At 55.0% G+C, this 15602-nt stretch carries 14 protein-coding genes; 11 read left to right on the forward strand and 3 right to left on the reverse strand.

Annotation, left to right across the window (positions count from 1 at the left end; genetic code table 11):
• Positions 1-328: 328 nt before the first annotated feature.
• The 5 genes from ABLV17_RS04015 (at position 329) to argE (ending at position 5111) form a co-directional block, all read left to right on the forward strand.
• Positions 329-1258, forward strand: a complete 930-nt coding sequence (locus tag ABLV17_RS04015; RefSeq protein WP_015703484.1) for a LysR substrate-binding domain-containing protein — start codon at positions 329-331, stop codon at positions 1256-1258.
• A 311-nt stretch (positions 1259-1569) separates the two neighbouring features.
• The gene (locus ABLV17_RS04020) at positions 1570-2835 is read left to right on the forward strand and encodes an NAD(P)/FAD-dependent oxidoreductase (RefSeq protein WP_015703482.1); all 1266 of its coding nucleotides are present in this window, start codon (positions 1570-1572) and stop codon (positions 2833-2835) included.
• Positions 2836-2863: 28 nt separating this feature from the next.
• A complete protein-coding gene (locus ABLV17_RS04025; protein WP_087859803.1) occupies positions 2864-3286 on the forward strand; it encodes a RidA family protein in 423 nt (140 codons plus the stop codon).
• A gap of 9 nt (positions 3287-3295) precedes the next feature.
• Positions 3296-3970, forward strand: a complete 675-nt coding sequence (locus ABLV17_RS04030) for a DUF1028 domain-containing protein (protein ID WP_015703481.1) — start codon at positions 3296-3298, stop codon at positions 3968-3970.
• Positions 3963-5111, forward strand: coding sequence for an acetylornithine deacetylase (gene argE / locus ABLV17_RS04035; RefSeq protein WP_213316613.1), 1149 nt, complete (start codon positions 3963-3965; stop codon positions 5109-5111). Before ABLV17_RS04030 ends, argE begins: the two co-directional genes overlap by 8 nt.
• 41 nt (positions 5112-5152) lie before the next feature.
• On the opposite strand, the gene ABLV17_RS04040 is transcribed toward argE, so the two are convergent.
• Together ABLV17_RS04040 and ABLV17_RS04045 are read right to left on the reverse strand one after the other, a co-directional pair.
• Entirely contained in the window at positions 5153-6556 is a 1404-nt protein-coding gene (locus tag ABLV17_RS04040; RefSeq protein WP_308957733.1) for a cytosine permease, read from the reverse strand.
• A gap of 549 nt (positions 6557-7105) precedes the next feature.
• Positions 7106-7708, reverse strand: a complete 603-nt coding sequence (locus ABLV17_RS04045; protein ID WP_308957732.1) for a short chain dehydrogenase — start codon at positions 7706-7708, stop codon at positions 7106-7108.
• A 98-nt stretch (positions 7709-7806) separates the two neighbouring features.
• Here ABLV17_RS04045 and ABLV17_RS04050 point away from each other — a divergent pair, with 98 nt between their 5' ends.
• The 4 genes from ABLV17_RS04050 (at position 7807) to ABLV17_RS04065 (ending at position 11401) form a co-directional block, all read left to right on the forward strand.
• The gene (locus ABLV17_RS04050; RefSeq protein ID WP_087859798.1) at positions 7807-8703 is read left to right on the forward strand and encodes a LysR family transcriptional regulator; all 897 of its coding nucleotides are present in this window, start codon (positions 7807-7809) and stop codon (positions 8701-8703) included.
• 54 nt (positions 8704-8757) lie between these two features.
• Positions 8758-9207: a peptidoglycan-binding protein LysM gene (gene lysM, locus ABLV17_RS04055; RefSeq protein ID WP_015369692.1), complete on the forward strand. Its 450-nt coding sequence runs from the start codon at positions 8758-8760 to the stop codon at positions 9205-9207.
• A gap of 44 nt (positions 9208-9251) precedes the next feature.
• Complete coding sequence (locus tag ABLV17_RS04060; protein ID WP_271032117.1) at positions 9252-9647, forward strand: YidB family protein; 396 nt, start codon at positions 9252-9254, stop codon at positions 9645-9647.
• A gap of 344 nt (positions 9648-9991) precedes the next feature.
• Positions 9992-11401 carry a cytosine permease gene (locus tag ABLV17_RS04065; RefSeq protein WP_047055790.1) on the forward strand — a complete coding sequence of 470 codons (1410 nt, stop codon included), beginning with the start codon at positions 9992-9994 and terminating at the stop codon, positions 11399-11401.
• Between the two features lies 1 nt (position 11402).
• Here the strand turns inward: ABLV17_RS04065 and ABLV17_RS04070 are convergent, their stop codons facing one another.
• The gene (locus ABLV17_RS04070) at positions 11403-12257 is read right to left on the reverse strand and encodes an AraC family transcriptional regulator (protein WP_015369696.1); all 855 of its coding nucleotides are present in this window, start codon (positions 12255-12257) and stop codon (positions 11403-11405) included.
• Between the two features lie 229 nt (positions 12258-12486).
• Here ABLV17_RS04070 and ABLV17_RS04075 point away from each other — a divergent pair, with 229 nt between their 5' ends.
• Positions 12487-14325 (forward strand): DUF2264 domain-containing protein, encoded by a 1839-nt coding sequence (locus ABLV17_RS04075; protein WP_308957731.1) that lies wholly within the window; start codon positions 12487-12489, stop codon positions 14323-14325.
• Positions 14322-15602 carry an oligosaccharide MFS transporter gene (locus tag ABLV17_RS04080; protein WP_015369698.1) on the forward strand — a complete coding sequence of 427 codons (1281 nt, stop codon included), beginning with the start codon at positions 14322-14324 and terminating at the stop codon, positions 15600-15602. Before ABLV17_RS04075 ends, ABLV17_RS04080 begins: the two co-directional genes overlap by 4 nt.

Genomic DNA, 15602 nt, shown 5'->3' on the forward strand with positions numbered 1-15602 from the left:
ATATTGAGAACATAAATACTAATTAAGGCAAAATGAATAACGATGAAACGTTCGACCTCACCAGCGCGTTTTAGTGAGCGTAAGCATAATTAATACGTTGTAATATAAGGTAGTTATATGCCTTGTTTTTTCTCATCCTGCTTATACTGGCCGAAGTATTATCCTCCGGCGCTCGCAGTTTTCTCGCCAGGCGTCTGTTAATTTTCTGTAAAAATCTGATCGCTGTCGGATTGTTGATCTTTTTCACGGCAGAGGGTTGCAGGCCAGGGTATTCATCGTTTAAAGCTAACCAGCCTGCCTCCTTGATGATAAAAAAATAAGGTATCACATGCCCCATTTCACCCTGAAACAGCTCAAATACTTTGTTGCCGTCGTCGAGGCGGAAAGTATTGCTGAAGCCTCACGCCAGCTGCATATCGCGCAGCCGTCAATTTCCATTGCCGTGAAGACGCTGGAAGATATGTTTGAGCAGCAGTTTTTTATTCGCCACCACGCCCAGGGGGTATCAATGACTCCGAGCGGGCAGCGTTTTTATGAAAAAGCCAAAGAACTGCTGCGGCTCTCTTATCAATTCGAGCAAAACTCGAAGGCCGATAATGAGCTGGTCTCCGGGATTATTTCCATCGGCTGTTTCGAGACCGCCGCGCCGCTGTATATGCCATCGTTGATGGCCGGGTTTAAGAAAATTTATCCGGAAATCACCATTAAAATTTACGACGGCGAGCAGCACGAGATTGCTCACGGCCTGCACCGCGGGCGTTTTGATTTGGCTTTTCTCTATGACCTCGAACTGGATACCTCGATTTATACCGAGAGCCTCAACGCGCCGCAGAAGCCCTATGCGTTGTTACCGGCGGACCATCCGCTGGCCCAGCGGCACGCCGTGCGGCTGTCGGAGCTGAGCAATCTGCCAATGATCCTGTTGGATGTGGTGCCGAGCAAAAACTACTTCATCAGCATTTTCAAAGATAAGGGCTACAACCCGCAGGTGGCCTACAGTTCGCCGTCGATTGAGATGGTGCGCTGCATGGTCGGCCAAGGGCTGGGCTTCTCGGTGCTGGTAACGCGTCCGGTGAATGACATGACCTATGACGGCCAGCAGGTTCGCTGTGTGGAAATTCAAGATGAGATGGCGAATTCGGCGCTGGTAATGGCGCACCTGCGCAGTAGTGAACCGACTAAACCCACCAAACTGTTTATGGAATATTGCCGCAATGCGGTGTTGAGCCCGCCGCAGCAAGAAGTGAAAGTCGCCTGAATGAGCAAATTTACCCGCGATTAGCGCGGGTAAATATATTCATGCGGTATTTTCTACGTTTTATTGCTTATAAAAAAACGAGGCTCTGACGATATTTTCATGAGCCTCGAAAGCCATTGTTATTTTTCCTTTCAAAATCCCGTTCCTGAAAAATAAATACTGCGTATTCGCGTGGCGGAAATGGCCTGAAGGCAGGGGGAGACCGCTGCATCATTATTTTATTCTCAGGTACTAAATTTATAATAATTTACCTGTGTATAACGGTTTATTAACCTCGGTCATGAGCAGAACATCATCCGAAGGACACATATATGACCGTAGAAAAAATACAAATCGAGACGCTGGTTGTTGGCGGGGGGCAGGCCGGGATCGCTATGAGCGAGCACCTGAGCAAACAGGGTATTTCGCATCTGGTCGTGGAAAAGAATCGCATTGCCGAAGCATGGCGTACCGGCCGCTGGGATTCGCTGGTGGCGAACGGCCCGGCGTGGCATGACCGTTTTCCGGGCATGGAGTTTAAAGGCGGCGACCCCGATGCCTTTATTGCCAAGGATGATGTTGCGCAATACTTTGTCGATTATGTGCGCGAGTTTAATCTTCCGGTCCGTACCGGCGTGGAAGTCAAAAGTGCGGTGCGTAACCACGGTCGTCCGGGGTTTACCATTGAAACCACCGACGGCGTGATTGAAGCGCTGAATATTGTCGCGGCGACCGGGCCGTTCCAGAAGCCGGTTATTCCGCCGATCGCCCCGCGCGACAGCGCCATCCATCAAATTCATTCGGCGAAATATTACAACCCGCAGCAACTGCCGGAAGGTGCGGTGCTGGTGGTGGGCGCGGGCTCGTCCGGCGTGCAAATCGCCGATGAACTGCAGCGCGCGGGCCGCAAGGTTTATCTGTCGGTCGGCGCCCATGACCGCCCGCCGCGCGCCTATCGTAACCGGGACTTCTGCTGGTGGCTGGGGGTATTAGGCCTGTGGGATGCGCCGGCCAGCGAACCCGGTAAAGAGCACGTTACCATCGCGGTTAGCGGCGCGCACGGCGGCCACACGGTTGATTTCCGCGAGCTGGCGCATCGCGGTATCACGTTGGTTGGTCTCACCGAATCCTTCGCTGGGGGCACCGTCTCCTTTAAAAATAATCTCGTCGAAAATATTCGTCTCGGCGATGAAAACTACCTGGCGCTGCTGGATGCCGCCGATGCTTACATCGCCGCCAATGGCCTGGATTTACCGGAAGAGCCCGCCGCACGGCAATTCTTAGCGGACCCGGACTGCATGACGTCGCCGATCCTGTCGCTCGATCTGGCGCAGGCGGGGATTAACACCATTATCTGGGCCACCGGCTATGCGGTGGACTACAGTTGGCTCAACGTCAACGCTTTCAACGAACAGGGCCGTCCTCAGCATCAGCGCGGCGTCTCCAGCGAACCGGGAGTCTACTTCCTCGGCCTGCCGTGGTTATCGCGCCGGGGATCAACCTTTATCTGGGGCGTCTGGCACGACGCGAAGCATATCGCCGACCATATCGCTACCCGCCGTAAATATAGCCAGTACAAAGACGCCAGTCAGCGTTAATCATGACTTACTGAACAGGATAACCATTATGCCGACCCATACTCGTATTCGGATGTTCAATACCAAAGAGACTTACCCTAATCAGACGCTGGACAATGATTTATGTCAGGCGGTGCGCGCCGGTAATACCGTCTACGTTCGCGGCCAGGTAGGGACGGATTTTGCCGGCAATCTGGTGGGCCTTGGCGACCCTAGAGCGCAGGCGGAACAGGCGATGAAAAACGTCAAACAGCTACTGGAAGAGGCGGGTAGCGATCTGTCGCATATCGTCAAAACCACCACCTATATTATCGATCCGCGCTATCGCGAACCGGTCTATCAGGAGGTAGGAAAATGGCTAAAAGGCGTGTTCCCGATCTCCACCGGGCTGGTGATTTCCGCGCTGGCGCAGCCGCAGTGGCTAATGGAAATCGATGTTATCGCCGTCATCCCTGATGACGTGGCGAAATAAGGAGGCAGAATGACATTTTCGATTGCCGCACGCTGCCCGGAAAGCGGGCAGTTTGGTATCGCGATCAGCTCTTCAAGCATTGCCGTCGGCGCCCGCTGCCCGTGGCTGCAGGCGGGGGTAGGGGCGGTATCGAGCCAGAACATTACCTTACCGGCGCTGGGGCAACTCACTCTGGCGCAGATGGAGCAGGGGCTGACGGCGGAGAAAGCGATGCGCCGGGCGCTGGCGGAAGATGATTTTAGCCGCTATCGGCAGATTATCGCCATCGACGCCAGCGGCCAGACCGCGTGGTTCAGCGGCGATAAAACGCTGGGGACCTGGCATGTTGTGCAGGGCGATAACTGTATCGCCGGCGGTAATATGCTGGCATCTGAAGCGGTGATTGCCGCGATGGCGGCAACGTTTTCGCAAACCGAAGGCGAGCTGGCGACGCGACTGGTTGCCGCGCTGCAGGCCGGTGTAGCAGAGGGCGGCGAGGCCGGGCCGGTCCATTCGGCGGCGGTAAAGGTGGTGGATGATTACTCCTGGCCGCTGGTGGATCTGCGCGTTGACTGGAGTGAAACGGACCCGATTGGCGAGCTGGCGGCGTTGTGGCAGGCCTATGAACCGCAAATGCAGGCTTACGTGACGCGCGCTCTCGATCCGCGGGAGGCTCCCAGTTACGGAGTACCCGGCGATGAATAGTCGATTACAGGATATTCTGGCGCGGCTGCTGGCGTTTGACACCACCAGCCGCGAATCGAACCTGGCGATGATCGACGATATCGCCGAATATCTCCACGGCTTCGCAATCGAAACGCAGCGCTTTTATGATGCGGAAGGGAGAAAAGCTAATCTCTATGCACGACTGGGCCCTGCGGGGCCCGGCGGCGTTATGCTCTCCGGCCACACCGACGTGGTGCCGGTTGACGGCCAGCCATGGACGGTTCCCCCTTTTGCCCTCACGCAACGCGATGGCCGCTGCTACGGCCGCGGTAGCGCCGATATGAAAGGCTTCCTCGCCTGTGTACTGGCCGCCATTCCTGATTTTCTCGCCCAACCGCTACGCATGCCGCTGCACTTGGCTTTTTCCTACGATGAAGAGGTGGGATGTCTTGGCGTACGCAGCCTGGTCGCCCATCTGCAGGCGTCGACAGAGAAACCGGCGATGTGCATTATCGGCGAGCCGACGGAGATGCGCCCGGTCTATGGTCACAAGGGGAAGCTGGCGATGCGCTGCGATGTTCACGGCCACGCTTGCCACTCCGCTTATGCGCCTGATGGCGTGAATGCGATTGCCTGGGCGGCAAAGCTGATTGGCCGCCTGGACGAGCTGGGCGAGCAGCTTGCGCTTCGCAAGGATTCGCGTTTCGATCCGCCTTTCAGCACCCTGCAGGTGGGGGTGATTAAGGGCGGCGCGGCGTTGAATATTGTACCGCAGCACTGTCAGTTCGATTTTGAAATTCGCCATTTACCGGATGTGTCGGTCGATGATGCGCTGGCCTCGCTGCAGGCGTATGCCGAAGGCGAGTTGTTGCCAAAAATGCGCGCGAAGGCGGCGGGATCGGCTATTAGCTTTCAACCGCTCAGCCAGTATCCCGGCCTGCTGAGCGACCCGCAGTCGGCGTTCGCCGGCTGGCTGGCGCAGTGGGCCGAATGCGAGGATTTTTCAACGGTTGCTTTTGGCACCGAAGGCGGATTGTTTGATGAGGCCGGCGTGGCCACGCTTGTTTGTGGTCCGGGGAGTATGGAGCAGGGGCATAAGGCGGATGAATTTGTTAGCGAGGCGCAGTTGGAAAAGTGCGCGCAGATGTTGAAAAACCTCTGCCGCTGGATGTCAGCTTAAACGCCGGCGCGCCGCAAAGGCGGCGCGCTTTCTTGTGGGCTTTAAATCTTCTCTTTAGCAAAAGCCATGCTTTTAACACTCTTCGCTTTCGAGAAATAATAATAGACCGGTGAGACCACCAATAAACCTATAATCCAGGAGAGATCTGCGCCGCCGAAGGAGAGGGCGATTGGCCCGGTATAAATTGAGGTCGACATAAACGGTACTTCGACCAGAATACCGAGGATATAGCAGGATATCGCCGTTGCATTAAAGTAACCGTAAATACCGCCATCGCGTTTAAAGAACGATTCAACGTGATATTCGCCGTGGGCCACTAAATAATAATCGACCAGATTAATCGCCGTCCACGGCACCAGCACATACAACAGCACGGTAATAAAGTTGGTGTAGATTAGCAGGAAATTTTCCTGGCCATAGATAGCGAGGAATATCTCCAGCAGCATGGTCAAAATAGCGGTGATAATGCGTGCCCGCGCCATCGGCGACCAGCCGTCGATAAAGGTCTGGCCGAGCGTCAGGGTACAGAGTACGCCGCAGTACAGCATCATCGAGTTGGTGGCGGCGATCCCCAGCGCCAGTACGATAATCACTATCGCCCCCATGCTGCCGGTAAGATCCATAATCCCTTGAATAATATCGTCATTACCGATACAAATCGCCACCAGTACCCCGAGCACCATCGGCAAATAGGAGCCGAGAATGCAGCCAAAATAGCTGGCGTAAAAGACGCTTTTATCGTTGGTGCTGTAGGGCATATAGCGAGAATAATCAGAGACATACGGCGCATAGGCCAGCTGCCAGAGCGCGGCGATAGAGACGGCGCCGAGAAAACCGACGATGTTGAAGCCGCCGCGGTCGACAAAATCGCCCGGCAGGCCATGGATGAAGACTATCCACACGAAGGTTGCCGCCAGTACGATGCCGGAAATCCACGACATGATCCGCGCGTAGGAGTGGATGATCTTATAGCCAAAGATGGTGGCGAACAGGCTTAGCGCGCCGACCACGATAATCCCGATGTCCGAGTTCATCGGCTGATAAATCGCGTGCATCGACTGCCCGCCGAGCACCAGACTGGAGGCGGTAAAGCCGATATACATCAGTACGACGATGGAGACCACCAGTACCGAACCATAGGAGCCAAATTGCCCCTTGGTCTGGACCATTTGCGGCACCCCGAGTTTTGGACCCTGCGCCGAATGCAGCGCCATAAAGAGCCCGCCGACCAGGCTGCCGATAAATAGCGCAATCACTGACCATAAAAAGGAAAGGTGGAAAATCGTCACCGACATCGCGCCAGTGATGACCGTTAACAGCATAATATTGGAGCCAAACCAAATGGTAAAAAGATCGCCTGGCTTGCCGTGACGCATATTTAAGGGGATAGGTCTGATGGTATTACTTTCAAGATTCTCGACATTAACAGATTGATGTTTTGTCATGGTGCTCTCTCATTATTTTGGTCTTCATCAGCGTAAGAGTGATATTTCAATGAGGAGTACAGCTAATCTACTCATCACAACATTTCATTCACCATTTTTACAACTCCGTATCATTTGCGAAATGACAAAAAATATCGGTGCTGGATATAAAAAAAATGCTTTACCCGGCGCTGGAAAAACGCTGCATTTGTGCGTTTAGTTTTTTTTAGAGTTTTATGCTTCGTGCTTAATTTTTTACTGGCAAACCCGCTGATGGTTTTTTATCAGGCAGATAAAACTCTGCTATATTGCGAAGGGATTAGAATGATGAACCGTAGGGAGAAATAACAATTCCCTGTTTTTATTATGGTCTAATGAGATAGATGTTTGACCCCATAAAATAATGGGGAAATAAAATAATTAGCTGATACATCATGACATTAGAATTGTCGTATTGAGTAACCTAAAGTCATACAAATAATAGGGGAAAGGGCGTTATGCGAGGCGCTTCACAATAACCAACAGATAATCAATATAAGGGCAGGAATGCGACATCCTGCCCGAAAATAATTAATAACCGACTTTATAAACCCGCCCGCTTTGGATCCCTTCGACGCTGCGGCGGTAGGCCTGCGCCACCGCTGCGGCCGATACGCTGGAGAAACCGGGGAAAAAGCCGTCATAGGCTTCGACGGATTCACTGAGCACGGTGGGGCTTATCAGGTTAATGCGGATCCCGCGCGGTAATTCACAGGCGGCGGCGCGAACGAAGCCGGCCAGTCCGGCGTTAACGGTGGTGGCATTCACCCCTTGAGCGATGGGTTCATCGGCGACGATGCCGCTGATAAGGGTGATGGAACCGCCATCGTTAAGATAATGCTGGCCGGTGAGGGCGAGGCGAATCTGCCCCAGCAGTTTATCCTGCAGCCCTTGGTCAAAATCGCGGTCGGTCATCGTGCTTAGCGGGCCAAAGTACAAACTACCGGTTGCTGAGACGATGGCATCGACCGGGCCAATTTTCTCGAACAGCGCCTGCACGCTGTGCTGCGAGGTGATATCAACCTGCTCGTCGCCGTGGGTCCTGCCAACGCGGATAACCTCATGTTGGCGGCTCAGTTCTTCCGCAACCGCGCGGCCAACGGTACCGCTGGCGCCAATAACGATAATTTTCATCGCAAACTCCTCAGTGAAGTGAGCCTCTATTCTTTAATTAATCGATTGTCGGATAAACTGGCTAAAAGTTAGATGATTACTAACCAGGAGTTTGTAATATGGACAAACTGCGTGGAATGGAGACGTTTGTCGCGGTGGTGGAGTGCGGTAGCTTCACCGGCGCGGCGGCGCGTCTCGAAATATCGGCGGTGATGGTCGGCAAATATATCGCCTTACTTGAAGGCCAGCTCGGCACCCGCCTGCTGGAGCGAAATACCCGCCGGCAAAGCCTGACCGATGCCGGGCGAGTCTATTTTGACGAGGCGCGGCGGGTACTGGAGCAGGTGGCGAATGCCGAACGTTCAGTTGAACGGCTACGGCTGGCCCCTGCCGGTACGCTACGGGTGAGCGCGCCGGTTTCTTTCGGCGCCAGCATTATCGCGCCGCTGACCGCCTCCTTTCTGCAGGCCTGGCCGGAGGTACGCGTCGAGCTTGATTTGACGAACCGCATGGTGGACCTGGTAGATGAGGGAATCGATCTGGCGATTCGCATCGGCGACATCCAGCGTACCGATCTGGTGGCGAAATATCTCGCTCCCTATCGTATGGCGATCTGCGCGGCGCCGGATTATCTGGCGCGCCACGGCACCCCGCAAACCCCCGCTGATTTAGCCGGGCATCAGTGTCTTTCGCATACGGTGTGGACCGCGCGCAACGAGTGGCGGCTGCCGGGCGCTGCGGAAGAGGTGCGCTGGAAGCGCGACGCGGTGCTGCGCTGCAACGATGGCTACGCGCTGCGTATGGCGGCGGTGGCCGGCGCCGGGCTGTTATTGCAGCCGGAAGTGCTGCTGGCGGAAGACTTAGCCAATGGCCGACTGGTGCGTATTTTGCAAAATTACACCCCGGAACCGAGGCCGATACACCTGCTGTGGCGCCAGGATCTGCGCCCGTTACCAAAACTTACCCGTTTCGTCGAGCATTTGTTAAAGGAAGTGAACGGTATTTATAAGCTATGATTATCGTGTCTGATGAAAGCATTCATCGTGAAACAGTAATGGAGGTATGGATAGATGGGATTATTAAGTTTTGTGAAAGAAGCGGGCGAGAAGATCTGGGATGCCGTCTCCGGCTCCAGCAAGGAAGATCAGGCTGACAAGCTGAAAAAACATATTGATAGTCTTAACCTGCCTGGTGCCGAAAAGGTCAATATTGCCGTAGCGGACGATGGTACCGCGACGGTAACGGGCGACGTCGGTTCACAGGAAGATAAGGAAAAAATTCTGGTGGCGGTAGGTAACGTAACCGGGATTGGCCAGGTCAACGATAGCGTTACTGTGACGCAGAGCGGAGCGGAAAGTCGTTACTATACGGTTAAATCCGGTGATACCCTCAGCGCCATCTCGAAAGCGATGTATGGCTCCGCCAATGACTATCAGCGTATTTTTGAAGCCAATAAACCGATGCTGAAGCATCCCGATAAGATCTATCCGGGGCAGGTGCTGATTATCCCGGCGAAGTAAGCCGTGAATCAGGGATTAATAGCAACGTTTTGATGGAGTCTGTAATGGGATTATTAGATCAAATCGGCGGCGTGCTTGGCGGGCAGGCTGGCAAGGCTGAACAACTTCAGGCGATCATGGCCTGGATTGAACAGCAGGGCGGTATCCAGGGGATTCTGGAAAAATTCCGCAGCGGCGGCTTAGGTGAAATCGTCGAGTCCTGGCTTAGTCAGCAGAGTAATATGTCGGTGAACAGCGATCAGATTACCTCGGTGTTCGGCTCGCCTGCGCTGCAGGATCTCGGCGCCAAACTGGGCGTTGATTCGCAAACTGCCTCATCGCTGATTGCGGAATACCTGCCAAAAATCGTCGATGGCCTGTCGCCGCAGGGCGAAGCGCCGGCCCAGGGCGACCTGGTCTCCGCAGGGCTTAATCTACTGAAAGGTAAGTTTTTTAGTTAAGCGCTTGCCGTTTGAGTTTTAACTTATCACATAATACGGGCCTGAATAACGGCCCGTATTTTATTATCAGCCATAAATTCATCTCATCACGATTATTTATTCTGGATGACTAATTGACAACTTACCGCTGCGTTGAAAATATCATTATTTAATCTTACCGGAACGGTTATGATAAATTTTTATGATATTTATCGGCGTCCTGCCGGGCTAATTAGTTTTTTTATTTCCTGTAGCCATAAACAAAGTAATTTACCCTTTCGCAAAATAATGCGCATTATCTCCAAAACATAAAAACACCTGCACATCACAACCATTATTAATGGTTTCTGACTTTGGAGAATGCTATGCCGACCAAAGAATCATCGCCGCCGCTTATTGAGAAGCACACTATTGGCTATATTCCGCCAGAAGATCGCCACGGTAAAACCCGCGATCTCTTTACCCTGTGGTTTGGCGGCAACATCGCGCCGCTACCGATCGTTACTGGCGCCTTGGGGGTACAGATCTTTCACCTGAATCTGCTGTGGGGGATCGCTGCGATTTTAGTCGGCCATCTGGTCGGCGGGGCGCTGATGGCGCTGCACTCGGCGCAGGGGCCGCAGATGGGGATCCCGCAGATGATCCAGAGCCGCGCGCAGTTTGGATCTTTTGGTTCGCTGCTGGTGGTGGCGATCGCCGGGGTGATGTACGTCGGCTTCTTTGCCTCGAACATCGTGCTGGCCGGGCAGTCGCTGCACGGCATCGCCCCCGCGGTTCCGCTACCGGTGGGGATTGTGATCGGCGCGGTGGGATCCTGCGTGATTGGCATTATCGGCTACCGATGTATTCATATTCTCAACCGAATCGGCACCTGGGTGCTGGGTATCGGCATTATGGTCGGCTTTGGCTACATCTTCACTCATCTGCATACCGCCGATTTCTTAACCCGCGGCGGCTTTTCCTTCTCGGGCTGGCTGGCCACCGTGTCGCTGGCGGCGCTGTGGCAGATTGCCTTCGCCCCGTATGTTTCTGATTATTCGCGATACCTGCCGGCGGATGTGCCCGTCGCCGCGACGTTCTGGACCACTTACCTTGGCTCGACGCTCGGTTCCAGCCTGTCGTTTATTTTCGGCGCGGTAGCGGTGCTGGCGACGCCGGTGGGGCTGGAAACCATGGATGCGGTAAAGCTGGCGACCGGTGCGATAGGCCCGTTGATGCTGGTGCTGTTCCTGCTGAGCGTCATCAGCCATAACGCGCTTAATCTGTATGGCGCGGTGATGTCGGTGATAACCCTGGTGCAAACCTTTCTGTGGCGCTGGATCCCCGGCAGCCGCAGCCGCGCGCTGCTGTCGGTCATCGTGCTTATTTGCTGCGTGGCGGCGGCGATCTTCGCCTCGGCGGACTTTATCAGCCACTTTATCGATCTGGTCCTGGCCCTGCTGGTGGTGCTGGTGCCGTGGACCGCGATTAACCTGATCGATTTCTACGCCATTCACAAGGGCAACTACGATATTAACTCGATATTTCAGGTGGATGGCGGTATCTATGGCCGTTACAACCCGCACGCGCTGCTGGCCTACGCCATCGGCATCCTGGTGCAGATCCCGTTTATGAATACCCCGCTATACGTTGGCCCGGTCTCGGCGTGGTTTAACGGCGCCGATCTCTCCTGGCTGGTCGGCCTGCTGGTGACCTCGCCGCTGTACTATTGGCTGGCGAGCCGCGATAGCGCCTGGCGTCGCCGTCAGGTTGGCCTCAAGCAGGCGATGGATTAAGTTATAAAGCGGAGCGCCGCTGGCTGGCCTTACGGTACTGCAGCGGCGTCTGGCGCATCATCTTTTTAAAACAGGTAATGAAGTAGGTCACCTCGCCAAATCCCACCGCTAATGCGATGGCATCAATGCTCTCATCGCTATTACGTAGCAGATCGCAACTGCGTTTTATTCGCCGGGTGAGCAAATATTCATGGATATTGCCGCCGGTCTGCTGACGAAAAACCCGCGAGGTGTAGCTGCGCGAAAGTCCGAGGTCGCAAGCCAGCTGGTCAAGAGAAAACTTGCTGGCATAGTGGGCTTCGATCCAGTTCATAATCCGCGAGGCGACGGTCTGCTGGCGCGGCGGGTAGCGTTGCGGCTGCTCGGGTAGAAACGTCATCAGCTGCATCATCAAAAACGCCACCTCGCAGGCGGTGGTCTGCTCGTTATCCTCCAGACGCTGAAACTGTTCAAGGATCCTTTCGATAAATGCCGCGTGCTCGCTGAGGTCGTAAATTTGCGCCGGCAGATTGCTGGCGGCCAGCGCTGCGAACTGGGCCTGATGGCGCGGGAAAGCGCTGAGCGCGCTCTCAACGACCGACTGCTCAATGTGCATGGTGGTGCGGTGATAAGGATTTTTATCGCTATGATCGACCTGCACTTTGTGCAAACGGAAGGGCGGGAAGATAAATAATCGCCCAGGACGGGCGGTGTAGTGCTGGTTATCCACCACCACGATGCCGTAGCCGCTGGAAATATAAAGCAATTCAACGCATTGATGCCAGTGGTAGTAAAGCACGCTGGTGGTATACATGCGATTAAACGAAATGGCCTGCCGATCGAGCGTAATACGTTCCAGCAGTTGCGCTTCACCCATTTTGCCTCCAGGACAACAGATTTAAATTTTTACGCCATCATTTGCAATTTATCCTCCGCGCGGTCGACAAAATCCAGCAAAAATGAAATGGCGGTTTAATTTTGTGAGTCCGCTCACTCAGCGCCGGGAATAAAAGCGGTTACTCTTCATCCAGACGTCGCACACGTGGCTTGATAAAAGCCTAATAACAATAACTTACCTCTATCCTCGTGTTATACGGGAGGACCCTGTGCAACCTGAAAACATTCATCTGGATAACCCACTGACAAGCCGGGAAGAGGTGCTACGGCTGGTCAATGAAATGCTGAACGCGGTGGCGCCTTATTTTAAAAACGACGCCAGCCGCATTGATTTAGCGAACTTCACCGCTCACTACGGCCAGCAGGTCGCGAGCATGGAAACCTTTTCCCGCCTGCTGTGGGGCGTAACGCCGCTGTTGGCTGGCGGCAGCGAGCCGCAGCATTTCTCCTTCTATTTACAGGCGATAAAAAACGGCACCAATCCGCAGCATGCCGATTACTGGGGCGAAGTCGCGCCTTACGATCAACGCATTGTCGAGATGGCGGCTTACGGACTATTGCTGGCGTTGGCGGGAAAAACCGTACTGGCGCACTTCAACGCTGTGGAAAAAGAGAATTTATGGCGCTGGTTAAAGCAGTGCGAGACCCAGGATATCCCGGATAATAACTGGCACTTCTTTCCGATTCTGGTGCAGGTTGGCTTTCATTATTGCGGTATGCCGACCAATCCGCAGGCGCGGGAAGATCATTTCACCGCCATGGAACGTTACTACCTCGGCGATGGCTGGTACTCGGATGGCCCGGGCCGACCGCGCGACTACTACATCTCGATGGGTTTCCATTTCTATGGCCTGATTTACGCGAAGCTGATGGCCGATGTCGATCCGCGACGTTGTGCGGAACTGCGTCAGCGGGCCGCGCGTTTCTCCTCTGACTTCATCCATTTCTTTGCCGATGACGGCGCGGCGATCCCGTTCGGCCGTAGTCTGACCTATCGCTTTGCCGAAGCGGCGTTCTGGAGCGCGGCGGCCTTCGCCGGGCTGGAAGTCTTTTCGCCGGGCGTGATGAAAGGCATCGTGTTGCGCCACCTGCGCTGGTGGCTGAAGCAGCCGATGTTCGACCGCGACGGCGTACTGAGCGTTGGCTACAGCTACCCGAACCTGGCGATGGCGGAAGATTACAACGCGCCGGGTTCACCGTACTGGGGGCTGAAAACCATGCTGGTGCTGGCGTTAGGCGAGGGCGACGCCTTCTGGCAGGCGGCTGAGTTGCCTCTGCCGCCGCTGCCCGCGCAGCACACAATAGCTCATGCGGATCAGGTGCTGGTACATCAGGCCGATCACCTGTGGATGCTAACTTCCGGCCAGCTGGAGCTGAACAACTTCGTTAATACCGAGGCGAAATACTGCAAATTTGCCTACTCCACCCGCTTTGGTTTCACCATTGAGCGGGGGCGCTACGGGTTGAACCATGCCGCCCCCGATTCGATGCTGCTGCTGGCCGAAAAGGATAACTACTGGCGCGGCCGCCGCGAATGCCAGCAGGTGGTCACCGCTGATGGCACTATTTACAGCCGCTGGCTGCCGTGGCGCGACGTGGTGATTGATAGCTGGCTACTGGCGCTGGGCGACTGGCAGCTGCGCGTCCATCGCATAACTACCCACCGCGCGCTGGATTGCGCGGAAGGCGGCTTTAGCCTGGCGAACCGTCCGCTGCCGCAGGCGCAAGAGAGTGACGGCGCCTGCTGCTTACGCAACGCCCGCGATATCTCGGCAATTTTCTGTTTACATCCGCACACCCGCCGTGGCGAGACGGTACTGACGCCGCCGAACAGCAATCTGTTGTTCGCCGAACGCGCGGCGGTGCCGGTGCTGCGCGGCGAGCTTGATGCGGGGACGCATTGCCTGGTAAGCGCGGTATGGGCGGGGAATGCCGCTGACTTCGAACCGCAACACTGCCCACAGGCCTTCATTAGCGATGACGCGGTACGCTTCGTGACGGCACGACAAGAAACGACGCTCGTTCTGGCCCCGGAGGCATCGCTATGAGCACATCATCGTCCGTACGCGCCGCGCAGTACAAAATGAGTACCTTTATTTTTCTCTATTTTTTCACCTGGTCATCCAGCTTTGGCCTGTACGCGCTGTGGCTGAGCCAGAAGGTAGGTCTCGATAGCATTACCATCGGCAGCGTGTTCGCCATTAATGGCGTTTTCGCGGTGGTCCTGAAACCGGTGTACGGCTACATCATGGACAAAATCGGCATGAGTAAGTGGCTGCTCTATTTTGTCTGCGCCATTTCCGCGCTGATGGCGCCGTTCTTCGCGCTGGTGTACCAGCCGCTGCTGCAAAGCCACGCGACGCTGGGGATTATCATCGGCGCGCTGTATTTGAGCCTTGGCTGGTACGCCGGGGTGGCGGCTTCCGAATCTTATGCCGACCGCTTTAGCCGCCTGTACGGACTGGAGTTCGGCCGCATCAGAATGTGGGGTTCGCTGGGCTGGGCGATGGCGGCTTCGGTCTCCGGGCTGCTGTTTAACTTCACGCCGCTGGCTAACTTTTTGCTCAGCAGCGGCACCTCGGTACTGATGCTGCTGGTGCTGATTAGCCTCAAAATCGGTGATGAACAGCTGCGCAATAACAACGTTATTTCCGCGAATAAAATAGTCTTTGCCGATGTGCTGATGCTGCTGAAAAATCGCAAATTCTGGATGTTCAGCCTCTACGTCGCCGGAGTGGCGTGGATGATGTTCATCGCCGAGCAGCAGTTCCCGCGCTATTTCGTCTCGTTCTTCGCCACCAAAGAGCAAGGGAACGCCTGGTACGGCTATCTGAGTACCGTCCAGTCGGGGATGGAATTCGTGATGATGATGTTTATCCCGTGGCTGGTGAACCATTATGGCGCCAAGCGCGGCCTGCTGTTCTGCGGCTGCGTGGTGGGGGCGCGGCTGATTGCCTCCGGCCTGACCAACGACCCGATAGTCATCTCCATCATCAAACCGTTTTACGGCGTCGAGATCGCGCTGCTGCTGATTTCAGTCTTCAAATACATCGCCGAACACTTCCATCGTCGGGTTAACGCCACGATGTACCTGCTGGGTTACCAGGCGATGATTTATGTCGGATCGATTGTGGTCGCGCCGCCGGCGGGTTACCTGTACGACAAAATCGGCTTTGAGCATACCTATCTGCTGATGGGCTGCTGCGCCCTGACGTTTACGCTGATTTCCGCTTTTACGCTATCGCGCTGCCAGTCGAAGCGCGATGCCTCACGACCCTTTACTCCGGCTTTAGATACCGCCTCGGTTGAACCGGCCAAACATTAA

The organism is Klebsiella sp. CN_Kp091 (assembly GCF_040065095.1).
Taxonomy (GTDB): Bacteria; Pseudomonadota; Gammaproteobacteria; order Enterobacterales; family Enterobacteriaceae; genus Klebsiella; species Klebsiella aerogenes.